The organism is Pantoea folii, from assembly GCF_056678875.1.
This window is the reverse complement of sequence record NZ_JBWXON010000018.1, coordinates 54418-74762: the sequence shown is the minus strand read 5'-3', so window position 1 is coordinate 74762 and position 20345 is coordinate 54418. Positions and strand designations below refer to the sequence as shown.

Sequence of the window (20345 nt, the reverse complement as noted above, 5' to 3'; positions counted from 1 at the left end):
TTATCTCAGTTGTACCAGCGCTGTCCGCATCCCGTGGACAACGATGTTTTGCAGGTGTTGGCTGACTGCGGCCACTAATCCGGGCCGCTGAGTGAGATCTTCGCCCCAGTGTGAGCGGTTGCAGAGTACCGCCTGCACCAACTGTTCCGGGGTCAATGTGTCCTGGTTTACGGCTGGCCATAGTTCTGCGAACTGCTGCAACCAGTGGTCGTCGTCTTGCAAAGGCCACTGCTGGTCGCCCTGCTTGCCGCGATAAAACGCCAGTAGCGCGGCAAAGGCGAAGGTCAGGCGCGGTGGCCATTGGCCGGTTTGCTGCTGAGACAACAACAGCTGTGGCAGCAAACGGGTACGGAATTTGGTCATGCCGTTGAGCGCAATGGAGAGCAGCGCATGTCGGATAAACGGATTGCGGAAGCGACGCTGTACTGCATCGGCAAAGGCGTGCAGTTCATCGCGCGGCAGATCCAGCGTCGGAATCACTTCCTCACGCAGCAGCGCATCAACATAGTTCGCAATGTCGGCATCATCCATCGCTGCACCGACGCTCTCCAGTCCGGCCTGAAACGCCACCGGCACCATCGCAGTGTGCGCACCGTTGAGGATCGCCACCTTCTGGGCTTTGTAGGGCGTGATGTCATCGACAAACTTCACTTCCGGCGCCAGCGCGGCGAGCTTCAGTTCCTGCGCCAGCGCATCGGGCCCCTGAATCACAAACTGGTAATAGACTTCGCCCGCCACCAGATAGCGATCCTCGTAACCCAACTGTGCAGCGATGTCGGTACCATCGGCTGGATAGCCAGTAACGATGCGATCCACCAACGTGTTATAGAACGCACAATGATCCAGCACCCAGCGGGCAAATTCCGGCGGCAGCAGCCAGTGCTTGATATAGCGCAGCACCAGATCACGCAGTGCATCGCCGTTGTGATCGATTAACTCGCACGGCACGATCAACCAGCCTTTCTCTGCCGCACCGGCAAAGTGGCGGAAGCGCGCCCACAGCAGTTGTGTCAACTTGCCGGGGAAGGAGGAAGCTGGCGCATCCTCCAGCCGATCCTGCTCAACAAAGGCAATGCCTGCTTCGGTGGTATTGGAGAACACAAAGCGCATCTGCGGCGCACGGGCCAGTGCGAGAAAATCCTCGAACTGCTGATAGGGCTGGATCTCGCGATTGAGGCTGCGGATCAGGCGGGTTTCACTTACCTGCTCGCCCTGCGTGTTCAATCCACGGATCAGCGTGGTGTACAAACCGTCCTGCTGATTCAGTGAATCTTCCACCACGCGATTGCGCGGCCGCACCACCACCACGCCCGCATCGGTGCCCTGATGCTCATTGAGCCAGTCGAGCTGCCAGTCAATAAACGCCCGCAGGAAGTTGCCTTCCCCAAACTGGAGCACGCGCTCGCTATAGCTTACGCCGGGGAAATCGTGACGGTTTAGCCGCTGCATCATCAGGCTCCCAACTCAATGCCGAAGTAATCGCGCGCATTGTTAAAGCAAATGTTTTGCACCATCTGCCCCAACAGCGCTTCGTCGGCTGGCGCTTCCCCGCGTTCAACCCAATTGCCGATCATCTGGCACAGCAGGCGACGGAAGTATTCGTGGCGGGTGTAGGAGAGGAAACTGCGGCTGTCGGTGAGCATGCCGACGAAGCGACTCAACAGGCCGATTTGCGCCAGCTGCGTCATCTGACGATGCATGCCATCAAGCTGATCGTTAAACCACCATGCGGAACCAAACTGCATCTTGCCGGGTTCACCTTCGCCCTGGAAATTGCCCGCCATGGTCGCCAGCACTTCGTTGTCGCGTGGGTTAACGCAGTAAAGAATGGTTTTCGGCAGTGCGTTGTTACGGTTCTGCGCATCCAGCAAACGACCCAAAGGGATCGCCATCGGCGCATCATTAATGGAGTCAAAGCCCACATCCGGGCCGAGAATATCGAACTGCCGACGATTAGCATTACGCAGCGCGCCAATGTGATACTGCTGCGCCCAGCCGCGACGCGCATATTCGCTGCCAAGCCACACCAGCACCGCTGTTTTGAACTGCGCCACTTCTTCTTGCGTCGGTGCAGCACCTTGCAGGCGACGCGCCAGGATACTATCCAGCGTGCTTTCATCGGCCTCGGCAAACAGCACTACGTCCAGCGCATGGTCGGAGATTTTACAGCCGTGTGCGGCAAAATGATCGAGACGCAGGCTCAACGCGCGGCGCAGATCATCAAAGCGTTGCACGCTGACATCGGCGACCTGTTCCAGACGCTGAATCCAAGGCACGAAGGTATCCAGCTCAATGTTGAAGGCTTTATCCGGACGCCAGCTTGGCAGCACTTTAACGCTAAAGCTGGCATCGTCCGCCAGCGTGCGATGGTGCTGCAGATCGTCAAGCGGATCGTCAGTGGTACCGACCATTTTCACCTTCATCTGCTGCATGATGCCGCGTGCGCTAAAGGCATCCTGCGCCAGCAGCTCATTGCACTGCTGCCAGATGCGATCCGCGCTCTGCTCATTCAGCAATACATCGGTAATGCCAAACGGACGACGCAGCTCAAGGTGCGTCCAGTGATACAGCGGATTGCCGATAGTGTGCGGCACCGTGCGTGCCCAGGCGTTGAATTTCTCGCGATCGCTGGCGTCGCCGGTGCACAGCGCTTCGGGTACGCCATTAGCACGCATCGCACGCCATTTGTAATGATCGCCTTTCAGCCAAATGTCATAGAGATTGGTGAAGCGGTAATTTTCGGCAATCTGCTGCGGCGGTAAATGGCAGTGATAGTCGAAAATCGGCTGGTCTTTGGCGTAGTCATGGTACAGACGACGGGCGAACTCGCTATCGAGTAGAAAATCCTCACTCATAAAACGCGACATACCTGCTTCCTCATGTTTGGGGCCAATTGGCTTCTGACTCAAAGTTATCATACCAATTTTGGCGATCGGCAAAATTGTTTGCGATACACCTCACAATAATGACAGTTTCACTGTGGGTATATGGACGAAACGGTCAGCCACATTGCACTAACTGGCTGTTATAACGCCTGTTTAGCGGATCACATAGTGCATGAAGGGTTTTGTGATGGCATTCAACTTTTAAAGTTGTATAACAAGTTACTCTCTCGCCTCGTTGATGCCGAACCTCATGGCACATCTCATAACAACAAGGCGGCAGGTCTGATTCGTCATCGCCGCCAGCGGGAGTACACAAGTACTCCCTACCTTTAATGGCAAGTGTTACGACAGACTGGAAGAGGTTAATGATGCGTAAGATCAAAGGGCTACGCTGGTACATGATTGGGCTGGTGACGCTGGGCACCATACTCGGTTACCTGACGCGTAATACCATCGCAGTTGCCGCACCGACGCTGGAAACCCAGCTGGGCATTACCACCCAACAATATTCCTATATCGTTGCCGCCTATTCGGCGTGTTACACCGTGATGCAACCCGTGGCAGGCTATGTGCTGGATTTGCTGGGCACCAAAATTGGCTACGCGGTGTTTGCCATCCTCTGGGCGATCTTCTGTGCTGCCACCGCGATGGCAGGCAGCTGGGGCGGTTTTGCGCTGGCACGTGGCGCAGTGGGCGCGGCTGAAGCGGCAATGATCCCTGCCGGTTTGAAAGCCAGCAGCGAGTGGTTCCCGGCCAAAGAGCGCTCCGTGGCGGTCGGCTACTTCAACGTCGGTTCATCGATTGGTGCGATGCTGGCTCCACCGTTGGTGGTGTGGGCAATTCTGGCGCACAGCTGGCAGCTGGCCTTTATCATCACCGGCGTGCTCAGCATGGCATGGGCGATGTGCTGGTTAATCTTTTATAAACATCCTAAGCAGCAAACCAAGCTCAGCGATGAAGAGCGTCATTACATTATTTCCGGTCAGGAAGTGCAGCATCAGACCGGTAATAACAGCAAAATGTCGGCGCGTCAGATCCTGCGTAATCGCCAGTTCTGGGGCATCGCCCTGCCGCGTTTCCTCGCGGAACCGGCATGGGGCACCTTTAACGCGTGGATCCCGCTGTTTATGTTTAAGGTCTACGGCTTCAACCTGAAAGAGATCGCCATGTTCGCCTGGATGCCGATGCTGTTTGCCGACCTCGGCTGCATCGTCGGGGGCTATTTACCGCCGCTGTTCCAGCGCTGGTTTGGCGTGAATCTGATTGTGTCGCGCAAACTGGTGGTGACCATGGGCGCTGTGCTGATGATTGCACCGGGCACCATTGGTTTGTTTACCAGCCCTTACGTAGCGATTGGTTTGCTGTGCGTCGGTGGCTTCGCCCATCAGGCACTGTCCGGTGCATTGATCACCCTCTCCTCGGATGTATTTGGCCGTAATGAAGTGGCCACGGCAAATGGCCTGACCGGCATGGCCGCGTGGACTGCCAGCACCCTGTTTGCGCTGGTGGTGGGTGCATTGGCTGATACGCTGGGCTTCAGTCCGCTGTTTGCCGCGCTGGCAGTATTTGACCTGCTCGGTGCCTGTGTAATCTGGACCGTGCTGAAAAATCAGCCGGTATCGGAGCTGGGGGAATCTGGCGTAGCGCAACCCGCTCCTGCACGGAGTTAATCTCTGCGGGCTGGCACACGCCAGCCCATTTCTTCCCTCCCGCCAAAGTGGTATAACAACTCAACCTCCACCACTACAGCGAACCGCGCAATGGATCTGAATGAATCCCGTCGTCTTTATCAACAACTCGCCAGTGAACTTAAACGTCGTATCGAGGCGGATGATTATCGCGTGGGCGATAAGCTGCCGGCCGAACGCCTGATCGCTGAAGAGATGGAGGTGAGCCGCACGGTGGTACGTGAAGCGATTATTATGCTGGAGGTAGAAGGTTACGTGGAGGTACGCAAAGGCTCCGGCATTCACGTGATCAGTAATCAGCAGCAAAATCGCGAGACCACATCTAGCCAGCTGGAGTTCGCCAGCTTCGGTCCGTTTGAGCTGTTGCAGGCGCGCCAGCTTATTGAAAGCAACGTGGCCGAGTTTGCCGCCACGCAGGTCACGCGCCAGGACATTATGGCGCTGATGGCAATTCAGGAAAAAGCCCGCCAGGAAGACCATTCACGTGATTCTGAATGGGATATGCACTTCCACGTCCGCATCGCTCAATCCACACAAAACAGTGCGCTGGCCGCGATAGTCGAGAAGATGTGGCTGCACCGTCTGCATAACCCCTATTGGCTCAAACTGCACGAGCATATTGATGCGCGCAACATCACCAGCTGGTGTGACGATCACGACCAGATTCTAAAAGCACTTATGCGCAAAGATCCCGCCGCCAGCAAGCTGGCAATGTGGCAGCACCTGGAAAATACTAAACAGATGCTGTTTAACGCCACCGCCGACGATTTTGAATTTAATGTCGACCGTTACATGTTTGCGGAAAATCCCGTCATCCTGCCGGAAGGTAGTGACAATTCTTATTGATTCTGCTGCATTTCCAGGCGAATAAGTCAGTTAATCTGCAATAGTGTCAGCTCATGTAAAGCTCCTTTTGACCATCTGCGTCAAAAGGTAAAACTCCTGTGCGAGAGCCACTTTACACTGTCTGACCTGCGTGATTTTTGTTACAGTTATCGCCCTTTTCTTACCCTTTGCGACAGGGCTTTAAAAAGTCGCTGATTTAACAATCAATTCTGGATGGATCCGGAAATCCCGCAACGGCTGCATACCAAAAATGTATAACCAAGCCAGCCTGCGCCTCAGCCCCATACGGGCACGTTTAACAATGATGTTCAGGAATGATTGATGGATATTTTGAAAGCATTGCTGCATGCCCTGTGGCAGCAGGATTACGAAATGCTCTCCGACCCGACACTGGTTTGGGCCATTTACGGCGTGCTGTTCTTGATTCTGTTTCTCGAGAATGGCCTGCTACCCGCCGCGTTTTTGCCCGGCGATAGTCTATTGATTTTAGTCGGTGTTTTGATTGCTAAAGGCACCATGGGTTTCCCGCTTACCATCCTGATTCTGACCACCGGCGCCAGCCTGGGCTGTTGGGTGAGTTACATCCAGGGTCGATGGCTGGGCAATACGCCTACCGTACAAAAATGGCTGTCACATCTTCCGGCGCAATATCATCAACGTGCACATAGCCTGTTCCATCGCCATGGTCTTTCGGCTTTGCTGATCGGCCGCTTTATTGCCTTCGTTCGTACCCTGTTGCCGACCATTGCCGGGCTTTCCGGTCTGAGCAATGCACGCTTCCAGTTCTTTAACTGGGTGAGCGGCTTACTATGGGTGCTGATTCTGACGGTACTGGGCTTCGCACTAGGCAAAACGCCGATTTTCCGCCGTTATGAAGATGAACTGATGTTCTGCCTGATGCTACTGCCATTGGTGCTGCTGGTGATCGGGCTGGTGGGTTCACTGGTGGTGTTGTGGCGTAAACGCCAGTCTTCGCGCAACGGGAATTCACAGCCATGATCGCATTCCGTGGATTCCCCAGGCGCTTAGTGCCCTGGGCGCTTGGCGCTGCTTTGGCGCTGCTGGCGGTGATTTTTGTGCCGTCGATGTTGCAGCACGATACCGTGGTACAAATCCGTGTTGCCCACAATGGCACCAATTTGCCGGATGGCTTTTATCTGTATCAGCAGCTCAGTGCGCAAGGCGTGCGTATCAAAAGTATTACACCTGCAGGTGATGCGCTGGTGATTCATTTCGAGAATGAAGAGCAAAGCCTGGCCGCGCAGAAAGTGCTGCGACGCCTGCTGCCACAGGGCTTTGTGGTGGCAAGCGGACCGCAAGCATCACAGCAAGTGCCTGACGCCAATCGCCCCACTTACAGCTGATTTTAGCCGTCTGGTGATAAGCCAGACGGTGAATCAATCCTCGCTATCCCCGCGTCTTCGTTGAATTTTTTCGTCTGCTGTCTATGCTTAAAGGTAGCGCGAGTTAAGACAAGCTGGGACGCTTCTCCTGCCCGGTTTGCGGCAGGTCATCAACAATGGAAGGTAAAAACCTGATGAAACATCAATTACTGCTGGGTGCTATTCTGTTTTCTCTCTCGGGATCTCTGATGGCAGCTGAATCGCTGTGTCAGCAGAAAGAACACGACATTCAGCGCGAAATCGATATGGCTAAACAGCACGATAACCAGCGCCGTGTGACCGGGCTGGAGCGCGCGCTGACTGAAGTACGCGCGAATTGTACTGATGAGAGACTGAAGTCGGCCCACAGCGAACGCATTGCCGAGCAAAAACACAAAATTGCTGAACGCGAGCGTGAGCTGAAGGAAGAGCGTCAGGATGGCGACAAAGATAAGATTGAGAAGCGCGAACGTAAGCTGGAAGAGGCACAGCACGAGCTGAAAAAGCTTGAGGCTGAGCCCTACTAATCGGACTTAAATAGATGATGTAATGGAGAACTTCATGTCTAAAGACACCACATCTGAACATCTGCGTGCGGAACTGAAAAACCTTGCTGACACCCTGGAAGAAGTACTGAGCAGCTCGGCGGATAAATCGAAAACCGAACTGGACAAACTGCGCAGCAAAGCGCGCGGCGCGATTGAAAGTTCGCGTGAGAGACTGGGCGATTCCGGTGAACGCATCGCGCAATCCACGCGTGAAGCGGCAGAAAAGGCCGACGAGTATGTGCGCGATAATCCGTGGCACGGCGTAGGCATCGGTGCAGCTGTCGGTGTACTGATCGGCATCCTGATCTCACGTCGTTGATATGAGCGATAGTCAGAGCCACGGCCCAGGCAAAGGGGTCTTCAACATCGGTCAGCGCATCGTCACCACCCTGGTCGGGATGGTGGAAACGCGCGTCCGTCTGGCGATTGTCGAGCTGGAGGAGGAGAAAGCCAATCTGATTCAGATGCTGATGATGGTTGGACTGACGATGCTGTTTACCGCTTTTGGTTTAATGAGCCTAATGGTGCTGATCATCTGGGCGGTAGATGCGCAGTATCGGCTGATGGCGATTGCCATTACTACCGCCGTACTGTTTGCGCTGGCGCTGATCTTCGGTGTGTGGACGCTATATAAGTCACGCCAGTCAACGTTGCTGCGTCATACCCGCAAGGAGCTGGAAACCGATCGCAGCTTGCTGGAGGAGCATCGCTCATGAGCCGTCGTGAACGTGAAGCACGCATTCATGAACTGTTGAATCAGGTTCAGCAGCAGCGATTGGATCTCAGTGCTGCACGCCGTGACTGGCTGGATGGCACTGCTCACTACGATCGCGGCTGGCTAACGTTTCTCAGCTTACGCCGCTATCTGGCGATTGGCAGCAGCGCACTGGCTATCTGGTCAATCCGCAGTCCTAACCGTATTTTGCGTTGGGCAAAACGCGGTTTTGGGCTTTGGAGTACCTGGCGCATGATTAAGTCCACGCTCGAACCTCGCTAACGTCTTCATTTGAAACCGGATCTAAAAGATTCGGTTTTTCTTTATCAAAATCCCTGAACAACATTGACAGTTTAACTCGCTTACAACTGTTGCAACCTGCGACTATCATCTTCCTCCATCAGCCCAACGAATTGCGACCTGCGATTCTGCGGGATCAAAACCTTGCAGGCCAACAACCTGCTTCTTAATTCTTGTTGGAGTAAATGATGAAAAAATTCGAAGACTCAGGCCTGTTGCTGGCACGCGTATTAATGACCATTCTGTTCATCACTGCGGGCTGGGGCAAAATCACCGGTTATGCCGGTACCGCACAATACATGCAGGCGATGGGCGTCCCGGGCTTCTTATTGCCGCTGGTTATTCTGCTGGAGTTCGGCGGCGGTCTGGCAATTCTGTTCGGTTTCCTGACGCGTTTCACCGCACTGTTCACTGCGGGCTTCACTGTGCTGACTGCGTTCCTGTTCCACAGCAACTTTGCTGAAGGCGTTAACCAGCTGATGTTCATGAAGAACCTGTCCATCGCTGGTGGTTTCCTGGTGCTGGGTCTGGTAGGTCCGGGTGCATACAGCATCGACCGTCTGATTCGTGCTCGTTTCGCACCAGCAGCCGCACGCTAAGCACACAAGCGCTGCCAGAACACATATACTGATTTGCAGGGGCGGGGATTTTCCTCGCCCTTTTTCTTTATGGAGGGCTTATGGGACAACTGATTGACGGTGTATGGCATGACACCTGGTACGATACGAAGTCAACCGGTGGCCGCTTCAAACGCACAGAAGCAGTCTGGCGCAACTGGATCACTGCAGATGGCAGTGCTGGCCCCACCGGCAAGGCGGGTTTCGCTGCCGAGCGCGATCGCTATCATCTTTATGTTTCTCTTGCCTGTCCGTGGGCACACCGCACGCTGCTGATGCGCCAGCTTAAAGGGCTGGAAGAGATGATTTCCGTCTCAGTGGTGCATCCATTGATGCTGGAAAACGGCTGGACCTTCGACGACGATTTCCCGGACGCAACCGGCGACTCTCTGTATCAAAACGAATACCTCTATCAGCTCTACCTGCACGCCGACCCGCAATATACAGGCCGCGTGACCGTTCCGGTGCTGTGGGATAAAACTCAGCACACCATCGTCAGCAATGAATCGGCTGATATCATCCGTATGCTCAACACGGCCTTCGATGCACAAGGTGCCCGCGCCGGGGATTATTATCCGCCGGTGTTGCGCGATAAGATCGATGAGCTGAACGGTTGGATTTACGACACGGTGAACAATGGCGTGTATAAGAGCGGATTCGCGACCTCGCAGGCGGCCTATGATGAATCAGTCACGGCGCTGTTCCATTCGCTGGCGCGACTTGAGCAGATCCTCGGGCAGCATCGCTACCTGGCCGGCGATCGCCTGACGGAAGCGGATTTGCGTTTATGGACCACCTTAGTCCGCTTCGACCCGGTGTATGTCACGCATTTCAAGTGCGATCGTCACCGCATCAGTGATTACCGCAATTTGAGCGGCTTCCTGCGTGATATCTACCAGATGCCGGGCGTCGCCGATACGGTGAATCTGCCGCATATTCGCCATCACTACTACTGCAGCCATAAAACCATTAACCCGAGCGGCGTGATTTCGCTAGGCCCGGCATTTGACTGGGATGAGCCACACGGCCGCGGTTGAGGTTATTGGGGATCATTGCGTTCAACACACTCCTTTTTGAAGGAGTGTGTTGTGCAGGGTTTAACAGATGGAATACGAGGTGAACCGCCTGACACTCCATTTCTACATGCGCGTTAACCGCTAAGAGTCAGGCCGATGTACCCACTTTTAAGCGAACTTAATCAGCACCATCCCCGCAATCAGCAATCCCACCCCTAACCAGCCGATGCGATTCAGACGCTGACCAAACAGCACCCATCCGGCTGCCACTGTCGCCACCAGCCCAAAACCGCCCCACAGCGCATAAGCCACTGAGAGATCGATCCCTTTCACCGCTTGTGACAACGCACTGAACGCCCCGAGCACCGCGACCAGTGAAAGCACGCCGTAAATCACACGGCGGAAACCATCAGAGTATTTGAGAAAGATATTCGCGACGATCTCTAGCCCAATCGCCAGTGCCAGCCAGGCCACGTGCACTGCATTAAACGTGGCCATGTTGCGCCTCCTTACGGGTTAGCGTGCCGGATTTGATCAGCACAATCCCTGCCACCAGCGTGACTAAGCCAGCGATCTTCATCAGCGATAAGGTTTCATCGAACAGCGTGACGCTGAACAGGGTGATAAACAGAATGCCGATACCTTCCCACATCGCATAGGCCACGCCTAAAGCGATACGTTTGACGGCGAAAGACAGGAAAATATAAGAGAGCGCAATCATCAACAGCATAAAAATGAAACCCGCGTTGTCGTCATTGACGCTAGCCCATTTCATTGAGAGCGTGCCGGTTATTTCAGCCAGGATAGCTAAAAACAATAAAAGCCAATAGCGCATGATTTCTCTCCTTAAGAGAAATAGAGTGCCATCACGCAAAATAAACGCGTGAGAAAGTTTAAGAATATTTTTAAATAAGGAGAGTGTGACGCTAAAGCGCGAAGCGCCAGTGCTGGTCGCAGATCGAGCAGTGGAAGTGTTCAGAGAGATAAATAGAGGTTGCCATCATTGGGGCGAGCATTTTGTCCATAATTTTACAACTTATCCACGCTGTTGCTTTTCGTCGATGTGGATGAAAAATTGTCCTCGGTAGTGAAACACGCGCCTATTCTGGCATAAGGATTATTTTGTTCCTCGGTATTTTCATTTCTTTACGCTGTGACTTTATTTATTCTCCGCGGGATGAGATTTATTTTAATTTCCACTAAGCCGCGTTCTTTTCTTTGAGAGTGGGTTCTCCTTCCTCTCGCCGTTATACGCCAGATAGCAAAAACCCCGCCGAAGCGGGGTTTTCACATGAAAAAGTCGAAACTGACTGATAAGCCGCGTTCTTTTCATAGAGAGTGGAGTGGACAGTCATTCATCTTGCGCCGTACGCCAGATAGCAAAAACCCCGCCGGGGCGGGGTTTTTCCATAAAGAAGTCGAAACTGACTGCTAAGCCGCGTTCTTTTCATAAAGAGTGGAGTGGACAGTTATTCATCTTGCCTCTGGACGCCAGATAGCAAAAAACCCGCCGAGGCGGGTTTTTCACATGAAAAAGTCGAAACTGACCGATAAGCCGGGTTCTGTCGTGGACAGTCATTCATCTAGGCCAGCAATCGCTCACTGGCTCAAGCAGCCTACCCGGGTTCAGTACGGGCCGTACCTTGTGAACCCCTATTTGGCCTTGCTCCGGGTGGAGTTTACCGTGCCACGAACTGTTGCCAGCCGCGCGGTGCGCTCTTACCGCACCCTTTCACCCTTACCTGATCCCATTACTGGGCCATCGGCGGTTTGCTCTCTGTTGCACTGGTCGTAGGCTTGCGCCCCCCAGGCGTTACCTGGCACCCTGCCCTATGGAGCCCGGACTTTCCTCCCCTCTGCCCGTCTCCCCCGAAAGGGACGACGACAAAGCGGCGACTGTCTGGTCAGCTTCGGCGCGGGATAATAGGCGATCCGCCCGCGTTTGTCACGCCTCTTGCTGCTCCAGCGCGTACTTATACAGGGCGTTCTTCTTAACGCCATGAATTTCCGCCGTTAACGAAGCGGCTTTTTTCAGCGGCAGCTCAGTCTGCAGCAACGCCAGGGTTCGCAACGCTTCGGCAGGCAGCGCTTCGTCATCGGCCTTGTGCCCTTCAACAATCAGCACCATCTCGCCTTTGCGACGGTTTTCATCTTCCAGCACCCAGGCCAGTAGCTCGCCGACCGGTGCGCCCTGGATGGTTTCCCAGGTTTTGGTGATTTCGCGCGCCAGCACCACATAGCGATCCGCGCCCCAGACGCTCACCATATCCTGCAGGCTATCGATTAAACGATGAGTTGATTCATAAAAAATGAGGGTTCGCGGTTCATTCTCAAGGGAGCGCAGCGCATCGCAGCGGCCTTTACTCTTGGCGGGCAGAAATCCTTCGTAACAGAAACGATCTGACGGTAACCCCGCCGCACTTAATGCTGTAATCGCCGCGCAGGCACCCGGCAACGGAACCACGCGCACACCTGCTTCACGGCAGCGACGTACCAGATGATAGCCAGGATCGTTGATTAATGGCGTGCCCGCATCCGAGACCAGCGCAATGCTCTGGCCTTCTTGCAGCTTGGCTAACAACACTTCTGCTTTCTGTTGTTCGTTGTGGTCGTGAAGTGCGAACAGTCGCGCATTGATGGCGAAATGTTGTAGCAACAGCCCGGTATGACGTGTATCTTCCGCTGCGACCAGATCGACGCTCGCAAGCACCGTCAGCGCACGCTGCGTGATATCACCCAGGTTACCGATCGGGGTAGGAACGATATAGAGCGTGCTGGCAGAAATCTCTGCCCGATCGAGTTGTTTCATTGTTTCATCCGAATTGCCGATTTAATATTGAGCATCTAGAAAAAAACATCACTGGATACAGTATGCTTCCTTCAAAAGTCGTACGTCATAAAGCAGGACGCTTTGTACCTGTTCTTCTCGCTGGACTGATTTTAGCCGCCTGTAGCGGCCAGGGACCGCAGCAAACCTCCAACGTCAATATTCAGGGGCCTGCTACTGGCCGGTCTGACTATTATCTGCAGCAGGTGCAGCAAAGCAGCGATGATAGCAAGACCGACTGGCAATTACTTGCCATCCGTGCCCTGTTGAAGGAAGGAAAGTATCCGCAGGCTAACGATCAGATCTCGCAACTGCCACAACAGCTCTCTGCAGTGCAGCAGCAGGAGCTGCAATTACTGCGCGCGCAGATGCAGATTGGTCAGCAGGATTTCGGCGGCGCTCAGCAGACGCTGGGTCAGGTGAAGACTGATGGCCTGTCTCAGGATCAGCAGGTGCGCTACTACGCTCTGCAAATCGCTGCGGCACAGAATCGCCCTTCACTCGCACTGTTACGCGCCTATATTGCTCAGGAGCCGTTGCTGCAAGGCGCCGACCACCAGAGCAATATTGACGCCACCTGGCAAGCTCTGACGCAAATGACGCAGGATCAGCTGAACAGCCTGGTGATTAACGCCAATGAGAACACCCTGCAAGGCTGGCTGGATCTGCTCAACACCTGGCATACCAACAGCCAGGATCCGCAGATGCTGAAAGCGGCGATCAAAGACTGGCAGACACGTTATCCGCAAAACCCGGGTGCGAAAACATTACCAACTCAGCTTAGCCAGGTGCAAAACTTCACCAAAGCCTCGACCAGCACCATCGCGCTACTGCTGCCGCTGAATGGCCAGGCACAGGTTTTTGCCAATGCGATTCAGAAAGGTTTTAACGATGCCAAAAATGGCGTGTTAACTGCACCAGCGCCGCAACCCGCCCCTGCTGCTACCGCGGCAACCGATGCCAATGGCCAGCCGTCAGCACAACAGCCTGGCGACGCGAACGCACAACAGCCTGCCGATGCTAACGCTGCCGCTAACGCAGTTGTCAGCCCGGCCATGGCAGGTAATATGCCGCCACAGACCGAACAGCCGCAGCCCGCAGCACAACCGGCGACTACGGCGGCTCAGCCGGACAGCAACGCTCAGGTTAAAGTTTATGACACCAGCAGCCAGCCGATTGCCCAGGTAATGCAGCAGGCTCAGCAGGATGGCGCGACCATCGTGGTGGGCCCACTGTTGAAAAACGACGTGGAATCGGTGGTGAACAGCCAGACGCCACTCAACGTGCTGGCGCTGAACGAGCCAGAACAGATCCAGAACCATCCGAATATTTGTTATTTTGCGCTTTCTCCTGAAGACGAAGCGCGCGATGCCGCGCACCATATCTACGAGCAAGGCAAACGCCAGCCATTACTGCTGGTACCGCGTAGCAGCTATGGCGATCGCGTCAGCAAGGCGTTCGCACAGGAGTGGCAGCAATTGGGCGGCTCCACCGTACTGCAACAGCGTTTCGGTGGCGTTTCTGAGCTGAAACAAGGTATTAATAGCGGAGCGGGTATCGCATTGAGTGGCACGCCGCTGACGGTTGAACAGCCGCAGTCTGCCGCCGTGGCTGTTGCGGGCCTGACCATTCCAGCGCCGCAAACCACCCCGCCAGCGCCAACGGCCGATGCCAGCGGCGGCAGTGTGGATGCAGTGTACATCGTGGCCAGCCAGGACGAGCTGCAACTGATCAAGCCGATGATTGCGATGCGCACCAGCAGCCGCAACAACATCGCACTGTATGCCAGCTCCCGCAGTGCGCAGGCGGGTGCCGGTCCAGACTTCCGTCTGGAAATGGATGGCCTGCAGTTCAGTGATATTCCGCTGCTCTCCGGTAACAATCCGGGTCTGATGCAGCAGGCGGCGAAGTCGTTTAACAATGATTATTCGCTGGTTCGCCTCTACGCGTTGGGCATTGATGCCTGGACGCTGGCGAATCACTTTAACCAGATGCGTCAGGTGCCTGGCTTTGCCATTGACGGCAACACCGGCAAGCTGAGCGCCGACACGGATTGCGTGATCAACAGGAAGTTGGCATGGAACCAGTATCGTCAGGGACAAATCGTTCCGGTGCAGTAAACCGCCAGCGCATTGGCGCTGAGCAGGAGCAGCAGGCGCGTGGCTATCTGGAGCGCGCCGGGCTGCGATGGGTTGCCAGCAACGTGCGTTGCCGCAGTGGGGAAATTGACCTCATTATGCGAGACGCCGCTTGCTGGGTGTTTGTCGAAGTGCGCTATCGACGCGATGCGCGCTACGGCGGTGCCGCCGCCAGCGTGACGCGCCAGAAACAACAAAAGCTGCTGCGTACCGCTGCATGGTGGTTGCTGGCACGCGGCGGCAGTTTTGATACGGTGAATTGCCGTTTTGACATCATTGCCATTACCGGGCGTGAGCTGGAATGGCTGCCCGATGCCTTTAATGCCGATGGATAGAACCAGGTGGTCTTGTGCAGGACAGAATTAAAGCGTGTTTTACCGAAAGTATTCAGACTCAAATCGCCGCTGCGGAGGCACTGCCGGATGCGATTTCTCGCGCCGCTATGACGCTGGTGCAGTCGCTGCTGAACGGTAACAAAATCCTGAGTTGTGGTAACGGTGCTTCATCGGCCAATGCTCAGCATTTTGCCGCCAGTATGATTAACCGTTTTGAGACCGAGCGCCCCAGCCTGCCTGCGCTGGCACTGAGCGCCGACAATGTCATGCTGACGGCGATCGGCAACGATCGTCTCCACGATGAAGTTTATGCCAAGCAGGTTCGCGCGCTTGGTCAGGCCGGTGATGTGCTGCTGGCTATTTCAACCCGTGGCAACACCCGCGATATTGTTAAAGCGGTTGAAGCTGCGGTGACTCGCGATATGACTATCGTCGCGTTGACAGGCCATGATGGCGGTGAGCTGGCGGGCCTGTTGGGTCCGCACGATGTGGAAATTCGCATTCCGTCACATCGCAGTGCACGCATTCAGGAGATGCATATGCTGACGCTGAACTGCCTGTGTGATTTGATTGATAACACTTTGTTCCCACACCAGGAATGACTGAAGGAGCTCAAATGAAAGCATTGAACGCTGTCGCCATTCTTTTAACTGCCATGATGCTGCAAGGCTGTGTTGCCGTTGTGGCAGGCGGCGCCGCTGTGGCGACCAAAACCGCAACGGACCCGCGCACCGTCGGTACGCAAGTGGATGATGGTACACTGGAACTGCGTGTCAGTAACGCACTGGCTAAAGATGAACAAATCAAAAACCAGGCACGCGTCGTGGTCACCGCTTATCAGGGCAAAGTACTGCTGACCGGCCAATCACCATCGGCGGATTTGGCGAGCCGCGCCAAGCAGATTGCCATGGGCGTGGATGGTGCCACCGAGGTGTATAACGAAATCCGCACTGGCCAGAAAGTGAGCCTCGGAACCTCATCATCCGATACCTGGATCACCACCAAAATCCGCTCGCAGCTGCTGGGTAGCGATCAGGTGAAATCCTCGAACGTGAAAGTGACCACGGAAAACGGTGAAGTGTTCCTGCTGGGTCTGGTGACACAACAGGAAGCCACTGCGGCGGCCGATGTGGCCAGTCGTGTGAGCGGTGTGAAACACGTAACGACCGCGTTCACCATCCTGAAGTAATCTGCATCTGACGGGCGCAGTCAGCTGCGCCCCGACCACAGACAAGGGCAGCCTCAGCGGGCTGCCTTTTTTATGCCGGTAAATCGATGACGAGGGCACGTAGCGGCGTTTTCGCCTGCAACGTAATCTGCTGTTCTTCACTCAAAAACGCGCCGTCACCACAGCTCAGTAACTCCTGATTGGCGCTGCTTGCCTGTAAATCCAACGAACCGTGGATCGATTGCAGATAGGCGCGAGGACCATTCAGCTTCACCGTATGCTGTTCACCTGGAGCGAGGACGACCTGATGCACCCACACCTGCTGACGCAGTTGCAGACTGCCATCCACACCGTCTGGCGAGGCCAGCAAGAAACGAGTTTGCTGTGGCACAGCGATTTTCTGCAGCAGCGGATTTTCACGTTCCGGGCAGGCCGCCAGCCACAGTTGCATGCGTGTTAGCGGGTGATCTTTGCTGATATTGATTTCACTGTAGTTCACGCCCTGCCGCGCCGACAGCAGCATGGCTTCGCCTTCCCGCGCGATCAGGTGGTTGCCTTCGCTATCGCGGTACTCTGCTTCGCCTTGCAACACCAGGTTCAGCACATCCACCTGCGGATAGCTACGTGGCTGGAACGCCGCACCGGGTGCCAGCACTTCCTGATTAAGCACACGCAATGAAGCGTAGCCCATTAATTTCGGGTCAAAATAGTGGCCAAAAGAGAAGCTGTATCGCGCCTGCAACCAACCGAAATCGGCCTGGCCACATGCTGACGCGCAGCGGGTTGTCATCATGATTTACCTCCGACGCACTGCGGTGAGATTCGACCACAGGCTTTATACGTTAATGGTAAAAGGCTGGACGCCGGATTGTTAGCCAGTTAATCTGCCTGGCATATTCAAATTTACTGACAGAGAACCGGCATGGCAAAAGACCGCGCGTTAACCCTCGAAGCTTTACGTGTGATGGATGCTATCGACCGTCGTGGTAGCTTTGCTGCGGCAGCCGATGAACTGGGCCGCGTTCCCTCTGCATTGAGCTACACCATGCAGAAACTGGAAGAAGAGCTGGACGTGGTTCTATTTGATCGATCCGGCCATCGCACCAAGTTCACCAATGTCGGGCGTATGCTACTGGAGCGTGGGCGCGTGCTGCTGGAAGCGGCCGATAAACTCACCACCGATGCCGAAGCGCTGGCTCGCGGTTGGGAAACCCATCTCACCATCGTGGCCGAAGCACTGATCCCCACCAATCTGCTGTTCCCTGTCGTTGAAAAACTGGCGGAGAAAGCCAACACGCAGATTTCACTGGTGACGGAAGTGCTGGCCGGTGCCTGGGAGCGTCTTGAACAGGGCCGCGCGGACATCGTGATAGCGCCTGATATGCATTTCCGTGCATCAACCGAGATCAACACCCGTAAGCTCTACAGCATTATGAGCGTCTACGTGGCCAGTCCGGATCACCCGATTCATCAGGAAGCCGAGCCGCTGTCTGAAGTGACGCGCGTGAAATATCGCGGCATCGCGGTGGCGGATACCGCGCGCGAACGCCCGGTGTTAACGGTGCAGCTGCTGGATAAACAGCAACGCCTGACGGTGAGTAGCATGGACGATAAACGCCGAGCGCTGCTGGCAGGATTGGGTGTCGCTACCATGCCTTATCCGATGGTGGAACAGGATATCGCCGAAGGCCGTCTGCGTGTGGTGAGTGCCGAATACACCCGTGAAGTGGATATCATTATGGCGTGGCGCCGCGATAGCATGGGTGAAGCCAAGGCGTGGTGCCTGCGTGAAATCCCGCGGTTGCTGGCTAAGCAGCGCGGTTGATTAAGACCAGGACGGGATAAATGCCCCCCCAACGCCGAACATCGTAATGGCGGCATTCATCCCAAACATTTTAATGCGGAATTCATGCCGGACATTGTTTTGGCGATATTCAAGCCGCCCTGATTGACGATCACATCCGGCTCAGACAATCGATCGCCACCGCTTTAAAGCTGACGAAATCCGCGCAATCGCGCAATCGGGTCATCGCCCTCTCCCGCAGGAAGGTGACGAACAGATCGTAAATCGCCATCGCCTCTTCGTATTCGCTTTTGCTGATCGCCAGCAGGAAAATCACCGACGCAGTTTCATCCCCCCAGCTCACGCCATGCGGTGCCAGCACGGTATACACCACGGTTTTCTTCGCCAGCAATCCCAGTGAGTGCGGCAGTGCAATGCCTTCGCCGAGCATGGTGCTGACGATGGCTTCACGCTCTTCCACCGAGGGATAAAACTCCGCATCCACATAGCCTTCTGACTCCAGCTGATCGCACAACACGCGGAACAGCGCTGATTGCGTCATAGGCTTATCCAGCACCATAAAGTGCTGCGCATCGAAGTACTTTTCCAGCATGTATGGGCGCGTGCGATCCACCAGCACCAGCTTGCCCAATTGCTCCAGCTGGAACTCGGTCGGGAACGGTGACATCACCGCAATCGGCTTATTCTTTTCGCTTAAACGCACGGTAGAAATCACGAAATCTTCTTCGATGTGTTCGCGCATCTCATAATCACGCTGCGACAAACGCGCCGTGACCACCAGCTGCGGATATTTGCGCAGCAGCAGCGCTTCGATCATGCGTAGCGTGGAGTTGCCGCTGTCGCACACCAGCAGCACCTGTGGATGGCGTTGATAGCCGACATCGTAATGCCGCTCCAGCCCGACACCGATGTGCAGCACCAGAAAACCAATTTCGTTCTCGCTGATGCTGTACGGCGTGTACTTTCCCCAGCTGGTGACCGCCGCCAGCGTGACATCATACGCCATCGGATAGTGCTGTTTGATGTTACTCAGCAGCGGGTTGGGGATGTGAATCTGGTAGCGCACCCGGGTAATCATGGTTTTGATATGGGTGAGCAGGTCGGCCCGCAGTTGCTCATCCTGCTGCAAGCGGTAGTTGTAATGGGTGTTGATGTAGTTCAGCAGGTAATCGACTAACGCATCGGCGTCATCAGCATTAATGGTGCTGGGCGACAGCGCCTGAATCTGCCGGGCGGCGATATTGACGCGCAGCCAGTTCTCTTCCGCCTGCGAGATCGGTTTGCCGACCAGCGGCTGCATCAGATTCACCAGATGATGCGCGGCTTCGCGCACCTCATCACCGACATCTTCTGCGCCGGGATCGTTGAGCGGGAAACCTTCGCTGATGCGTCGCACCGCCACCGCACAGTAAATTTGCAGATAGCGCTCGCCCTCATCGCTCAGGCGAATCGCATACTGATTAAAGCAGTGCTGCAACAGCGGTTCCAGCTGTGCCAGGATGCCGCTGTGCAGCGCTTCCACCGTCAACAGCGGGCTGTCGGGCATCTCCTGATCAATTTGCCACAGCAAATCCGTCAGGCAGGTGCGGATCGCCGCTTCGCTGCCGAACAACTTCATGCCGTAATGCGGCTTGGTTTCGATATTCAGATGATAGCGGCCAAGCCATTCCCGCACCTCCGCCATATCACTTTGCAGGGTGGCACGGCTGACAAACCACTCTTCCGACAGGTCTTCCAGCTTGAGTGAATAGGCGGCGGTGAGAAAACGCGTGAGCAAATAGCGCACGCGATCCTGAGAAGTGCGCGGCACGCGCAGCGGCGCGGCGCTCTCTTCCTGCAGACGGTCAAAAAGCGCCACATCGTCGATCTTCAGCTGATATCCCGCGCCGCGCGCCAGTACGAACTGTGCGCCGTGTTGCTCCAGAAGCGCATTCAGCGCGGTGATATCGGTGCGCACCGTGCGCGTTGAAACTGAAAAGCGGCGCGCCAGTTCATCCTGTGGCAGCGTTTCGTTTTGCAGCGCAGCGAAAAGTTGGGCCAGACGCTGATTGGGAAATCTCACGGAGCTTCACCTGT

Annotated in this window: 22 protein-coding genes and 1 other RNA gene; 15 read left to right on the top strand and 8 right to left on the bottom strand. The window is 55.3% G+C overall.

Annotated features, from left to right (window positions below):
• On the bottom strand, positions 1-1449 hold the full coding sequence (locus AC1MDE_RS19545) for a tagaturonate reductase (RefSeq protein WP_058959526.1): 1449 nt from the start codon (positions 1447-1449) through the stop codon (positions 1-3).
• Positions 1450-1451: 2 nt separating this feature from the next.
• Positions 1452-2867 (bottom strand): glucuronate isomerase, encoded by a 1416-nt coding sequence (uxaC, locus tag AC1MDE_RS19540; protein WP_058959527.1) that lies wholly within the window; start codon positions 2865-2867, stop codon positions 1452-1454.
• A 386-nt stretch (positions 2868-3253) separates the two neighbouring features.
• Here uxaC and AC1MDE_RS19535 point away from each other — a divergent pair, with 386 nt between their 5' ends.
• The 10 genes from AC1MDE_RS19535 (at position 3254) to AC1MDE_RS19490 (ending at position 10018) form a co-directional block, all read left to right on the top strand.
• Positions 3254-4555 carry an MFS transporter gene (locus AC1MDE_RS19535; protein WP_058959569.1) on the top strand — a complete coding sequence of 434 codons (1302 nt, stop codon included), beginning with the start codon at positions 3254-3256 and terminating at the stop codon, positions 4553-4555.
• Between the two features lie 90 nt (positions 4556-4645).
• Positions 4646-5419, top strand: a complete 774-nt coding sequence (gene exuR / locus AC1MDE_RS19530; RefSeq protein WP_480344997.1) for a transcriptional regulator ExuR — start codon at positions 4646-4648, stop codon at positions 5417-5419.
• Between the two features lie 321 nt (positions 5420-5740).
• On the top strand, positions 5741-6418 hold the full coding sequence (locus AC1MDE_RS19525; protein ID WP_100703327.1) for a DedA family protein: 678 nt from the start codon (positions 5741-5743) through the stop codon (positions 6416-6418).
• Positions 6415-6783 carry an EnvZ/OmpR regulon moderator MzrA gene (gene mzrA / locus AC1MDE_RS19520; protein WP_200576725.1) on the top strand — a complete coding sequence of 123 codons (369 nt, stop codon included), beginning with the start codon at positions 6415-6417 and terminating at the stop codon, positions 6781-6783. Before AC1MDE_RS19525 ends, mzrA begins: the two co-directional genes overlap by 4 nt.
• A gap of 173 nt (positions 6784-6956) precedes the next feature.
• Positions 6957-7328, top strand: a complete 372-nt coding sequence (locus tag AC1MDE_RS19515) for a DUF1090 domain-containing protein (RefSeq protein ID WP_034829192.1) — start codon at positions 6957-6959, stop codon at positions 7326-7328.
• A gap of 34 nt (positions 7329-7362) precedes the next feature.
• Entirely contained in the window at positions 7363-7668 is a 306-nt protein-coding gene (locus tag AC1MDE_RS19510; RefSeq protein ID WP_034829194.1) for an ElaB/YgaM/YqjD family protein, read from the top strand.
• Position 7669: 1 nt separating this feature from the next.
• Positions 7670-8065 (top strand): phage holin family protein, encoded by a 396-nt coding sequence (locus AC1MDE_RS19505; RefSeq protein ID WP_034829196.1) that lies wholly within the window; start codon positions 7670-7672, stop codon positions 8063-8065.
• Positions 8062-8346: a YqjK-like family protein gene (locus AC1MDE_RS19500; RefSeq protein WP_038644523.1), complete on the top strand. Its 285-nt coding sequence runs from the start codon at positions 8062-8064 to the stop codon at positions 8344-8346. The genes AC1MDE_RS19505 and AC1MDE_RS19500 overlap by 4 nt, the downstream gene beginning before the upstream one ends.
• A gap of 206 nt (positions 8347-8552) precedes the next feature.
• Positions 8553-8963, top strand: coding sequence for a DoxX family protein (locus AC1MDE_RS19495; protein ID WP_058959530.1), 411 nt, complete (start codon positions 8553-8555; stop codon positions 8961-8963).
• A gap of 80 nt (positions 8964-9043) precedes the next feature.
• The gene (locus AC1MDE_RS19490) at positions 9044-10018 is read left to right on the top strand and encodes a glutathione S-transferase family protein (protein ID WP_058959531.1); all 975 of its coding nucleotides are present in this window, start codon (positions 9044-9046) and stop codon (positions 10016-10018) included.
• Positions 10019-10165: 147 nt separating this feature from the next.
• Here the strand turns inward: AC1MDE_RS19490 and mdtI are convergent, their stop codons facing one another.
• The 4 genes from mdtI to rsmI form a co-directional block, all read right to left on the bottom strand.
• On the bottom strand, positions 10166-10495 hold the full coding sequence (mdtI, locus tag AC1MDE_RS19485; RefSeq protein ID WP_479399671.1) for a multidrug/spermidine efflux SMR transporter subunit MdtI: 330 nt from the start codon (positions 10493-10495) through the stop codon (positions 10166-10168).
• Positions 10482-10832, bottom strand: coding sequence for a multidrug/spermidine efflux SMR transporter subunit MdtJ (mdtJ, locus tag AC1MDE_RS19480; RefSeq protein WP_479399673.1), 351 nt, complete (start codon positions 10830-10832; stop codon positions 10482-10484). Before mdtJ ends, mdtI begins: the two co-directional genes overlap by 14 nt.
• Positions 10833-11532: 700 nt before the next feature.
• Positions 11533-11909: RNase P RNA component class A (gene rnpB / locus AC1MDE_RS19475), an RNA gene on the bottom strand.
• A 33-nt stretch (positions 11910-11942) separates the two neighbouring features.
• Positions 11943-12806 (bottom strand): 16S rRNA (cytidine(1402)-2'-O)-methyltransferase, encoded by an 864-nt coding sequence (rsmI, locus tag AC1MDE_RS19470; protein ID WP_480344996.1) that lies wholly within the window; start codon positions 12804-12806, stop codon positions 11943-11945.
• Positions 12807-12868: 62 nt separating this feature from the next.
• Between rsmI and AC1MDE_RS19465 the strand changes: the two genes are divergently transcribed.
• Genes AC1MDE_RS19465 through dolP form a run of 4 tightly spaced genes read left to right on the top strand, consistent with a single transcriptional unit; the run spans position 12869 to position 16486 of the window.
• Positions 12869-14944, top strand: coding sequence for a penicillin-binding protein activator (locus tag AC1MDE_RS19465; RefSeq protein ID WP_058959533.1), 2076 nt, complete (start codon positions 12869-12871; stop codon positions 14942-14944).
• Positions 14902-15297 (top strand): YraN family protein, encoded by a 396-nt coding sequence (locus AC1MDE_RS19460; RefSeq protein WP_058959534.1) that lies wholly within the window; start codon positions 14902-14904, stop codon positions 15295-15297. Before AC1MDE_RS19465 ends, AC1MDE_RS19460 begins: the two co-directional genes overlap by 43 nt.
• Before the next feature lie 14 nt (positions 15298-15311).
• Entirely contained in the window at positions 15312-15899 is a 588-nt protein-coding gene (gene diaA / locus AC1MDE_RS19455; RefSeq protein ID WP_034829211.1) for a DnaA initiator-associating protein DiaA, read from the top strand.
• A 14-nt stretch (positions 15900-15913) separates the two neighbouring features.
• Positions 15914-16486, top strand: a complete 573-nt coding sequence (gene dolP, locus AC1MDE_RS19450; RefSeq protein WP_034829213.1) for a division/outer membrane stress-associated lipid-binding lipoprotein — start codon at positions 15914-15916, stop codon at positions 16484-16486.
• Between the two features lie 70 nt (positions 16487-16556).
• Here the strand turns inward: dolP and AC1MDE_RS19445 are convergent, their stop codons facing one another.
• On the bottom strand, positions 16557-17258 hold the full coding sequence (locus tag AC1MDE_RS19445) for a pirin family protein (protein WP_479414308.1): 702 nt from the start codon (positions 17256-17258) through the stop codon (positions 16557-16559).
• A gap of 129 nt (positions 17259-17387) precedes the next feature.
• Between AC1MDE_RS19445 and AC1MDE_RS19440 the strand changes: the two genes are divergently transcribed.
• On the top strand, positions 17388-18290 hold the full coding sequence (locus AC1MDE_RS19440) for a LysR family transcriptional regulator (protein WP_034829216.1): 903 nt from the start codon (positions 17388-17390) through the stop codon (positions 18288-18290).
• A 130-nt stretch (positions 18291-18420) separates the two neighbouring features.
• On the opposite strand, the gene AC1MDE_RS19435 is transcribed toward AC1MDE_RS19440, so the two are convergent.
• Positions 18421-20331 carry a BglG family transcription antiterminator gene (locus AC1MDE_RS19435; RefSeq protein ID WP_058959536.1) on the bottom strand — a complete coding sequence of 637 codons (1911 nt, stop codon included), beginning with the start codon at positions 20329-20331 and terminating at the stop codon, positions 18421-18423.
• Positions 20332-20345: the final 14 nt, after the last annotated feature.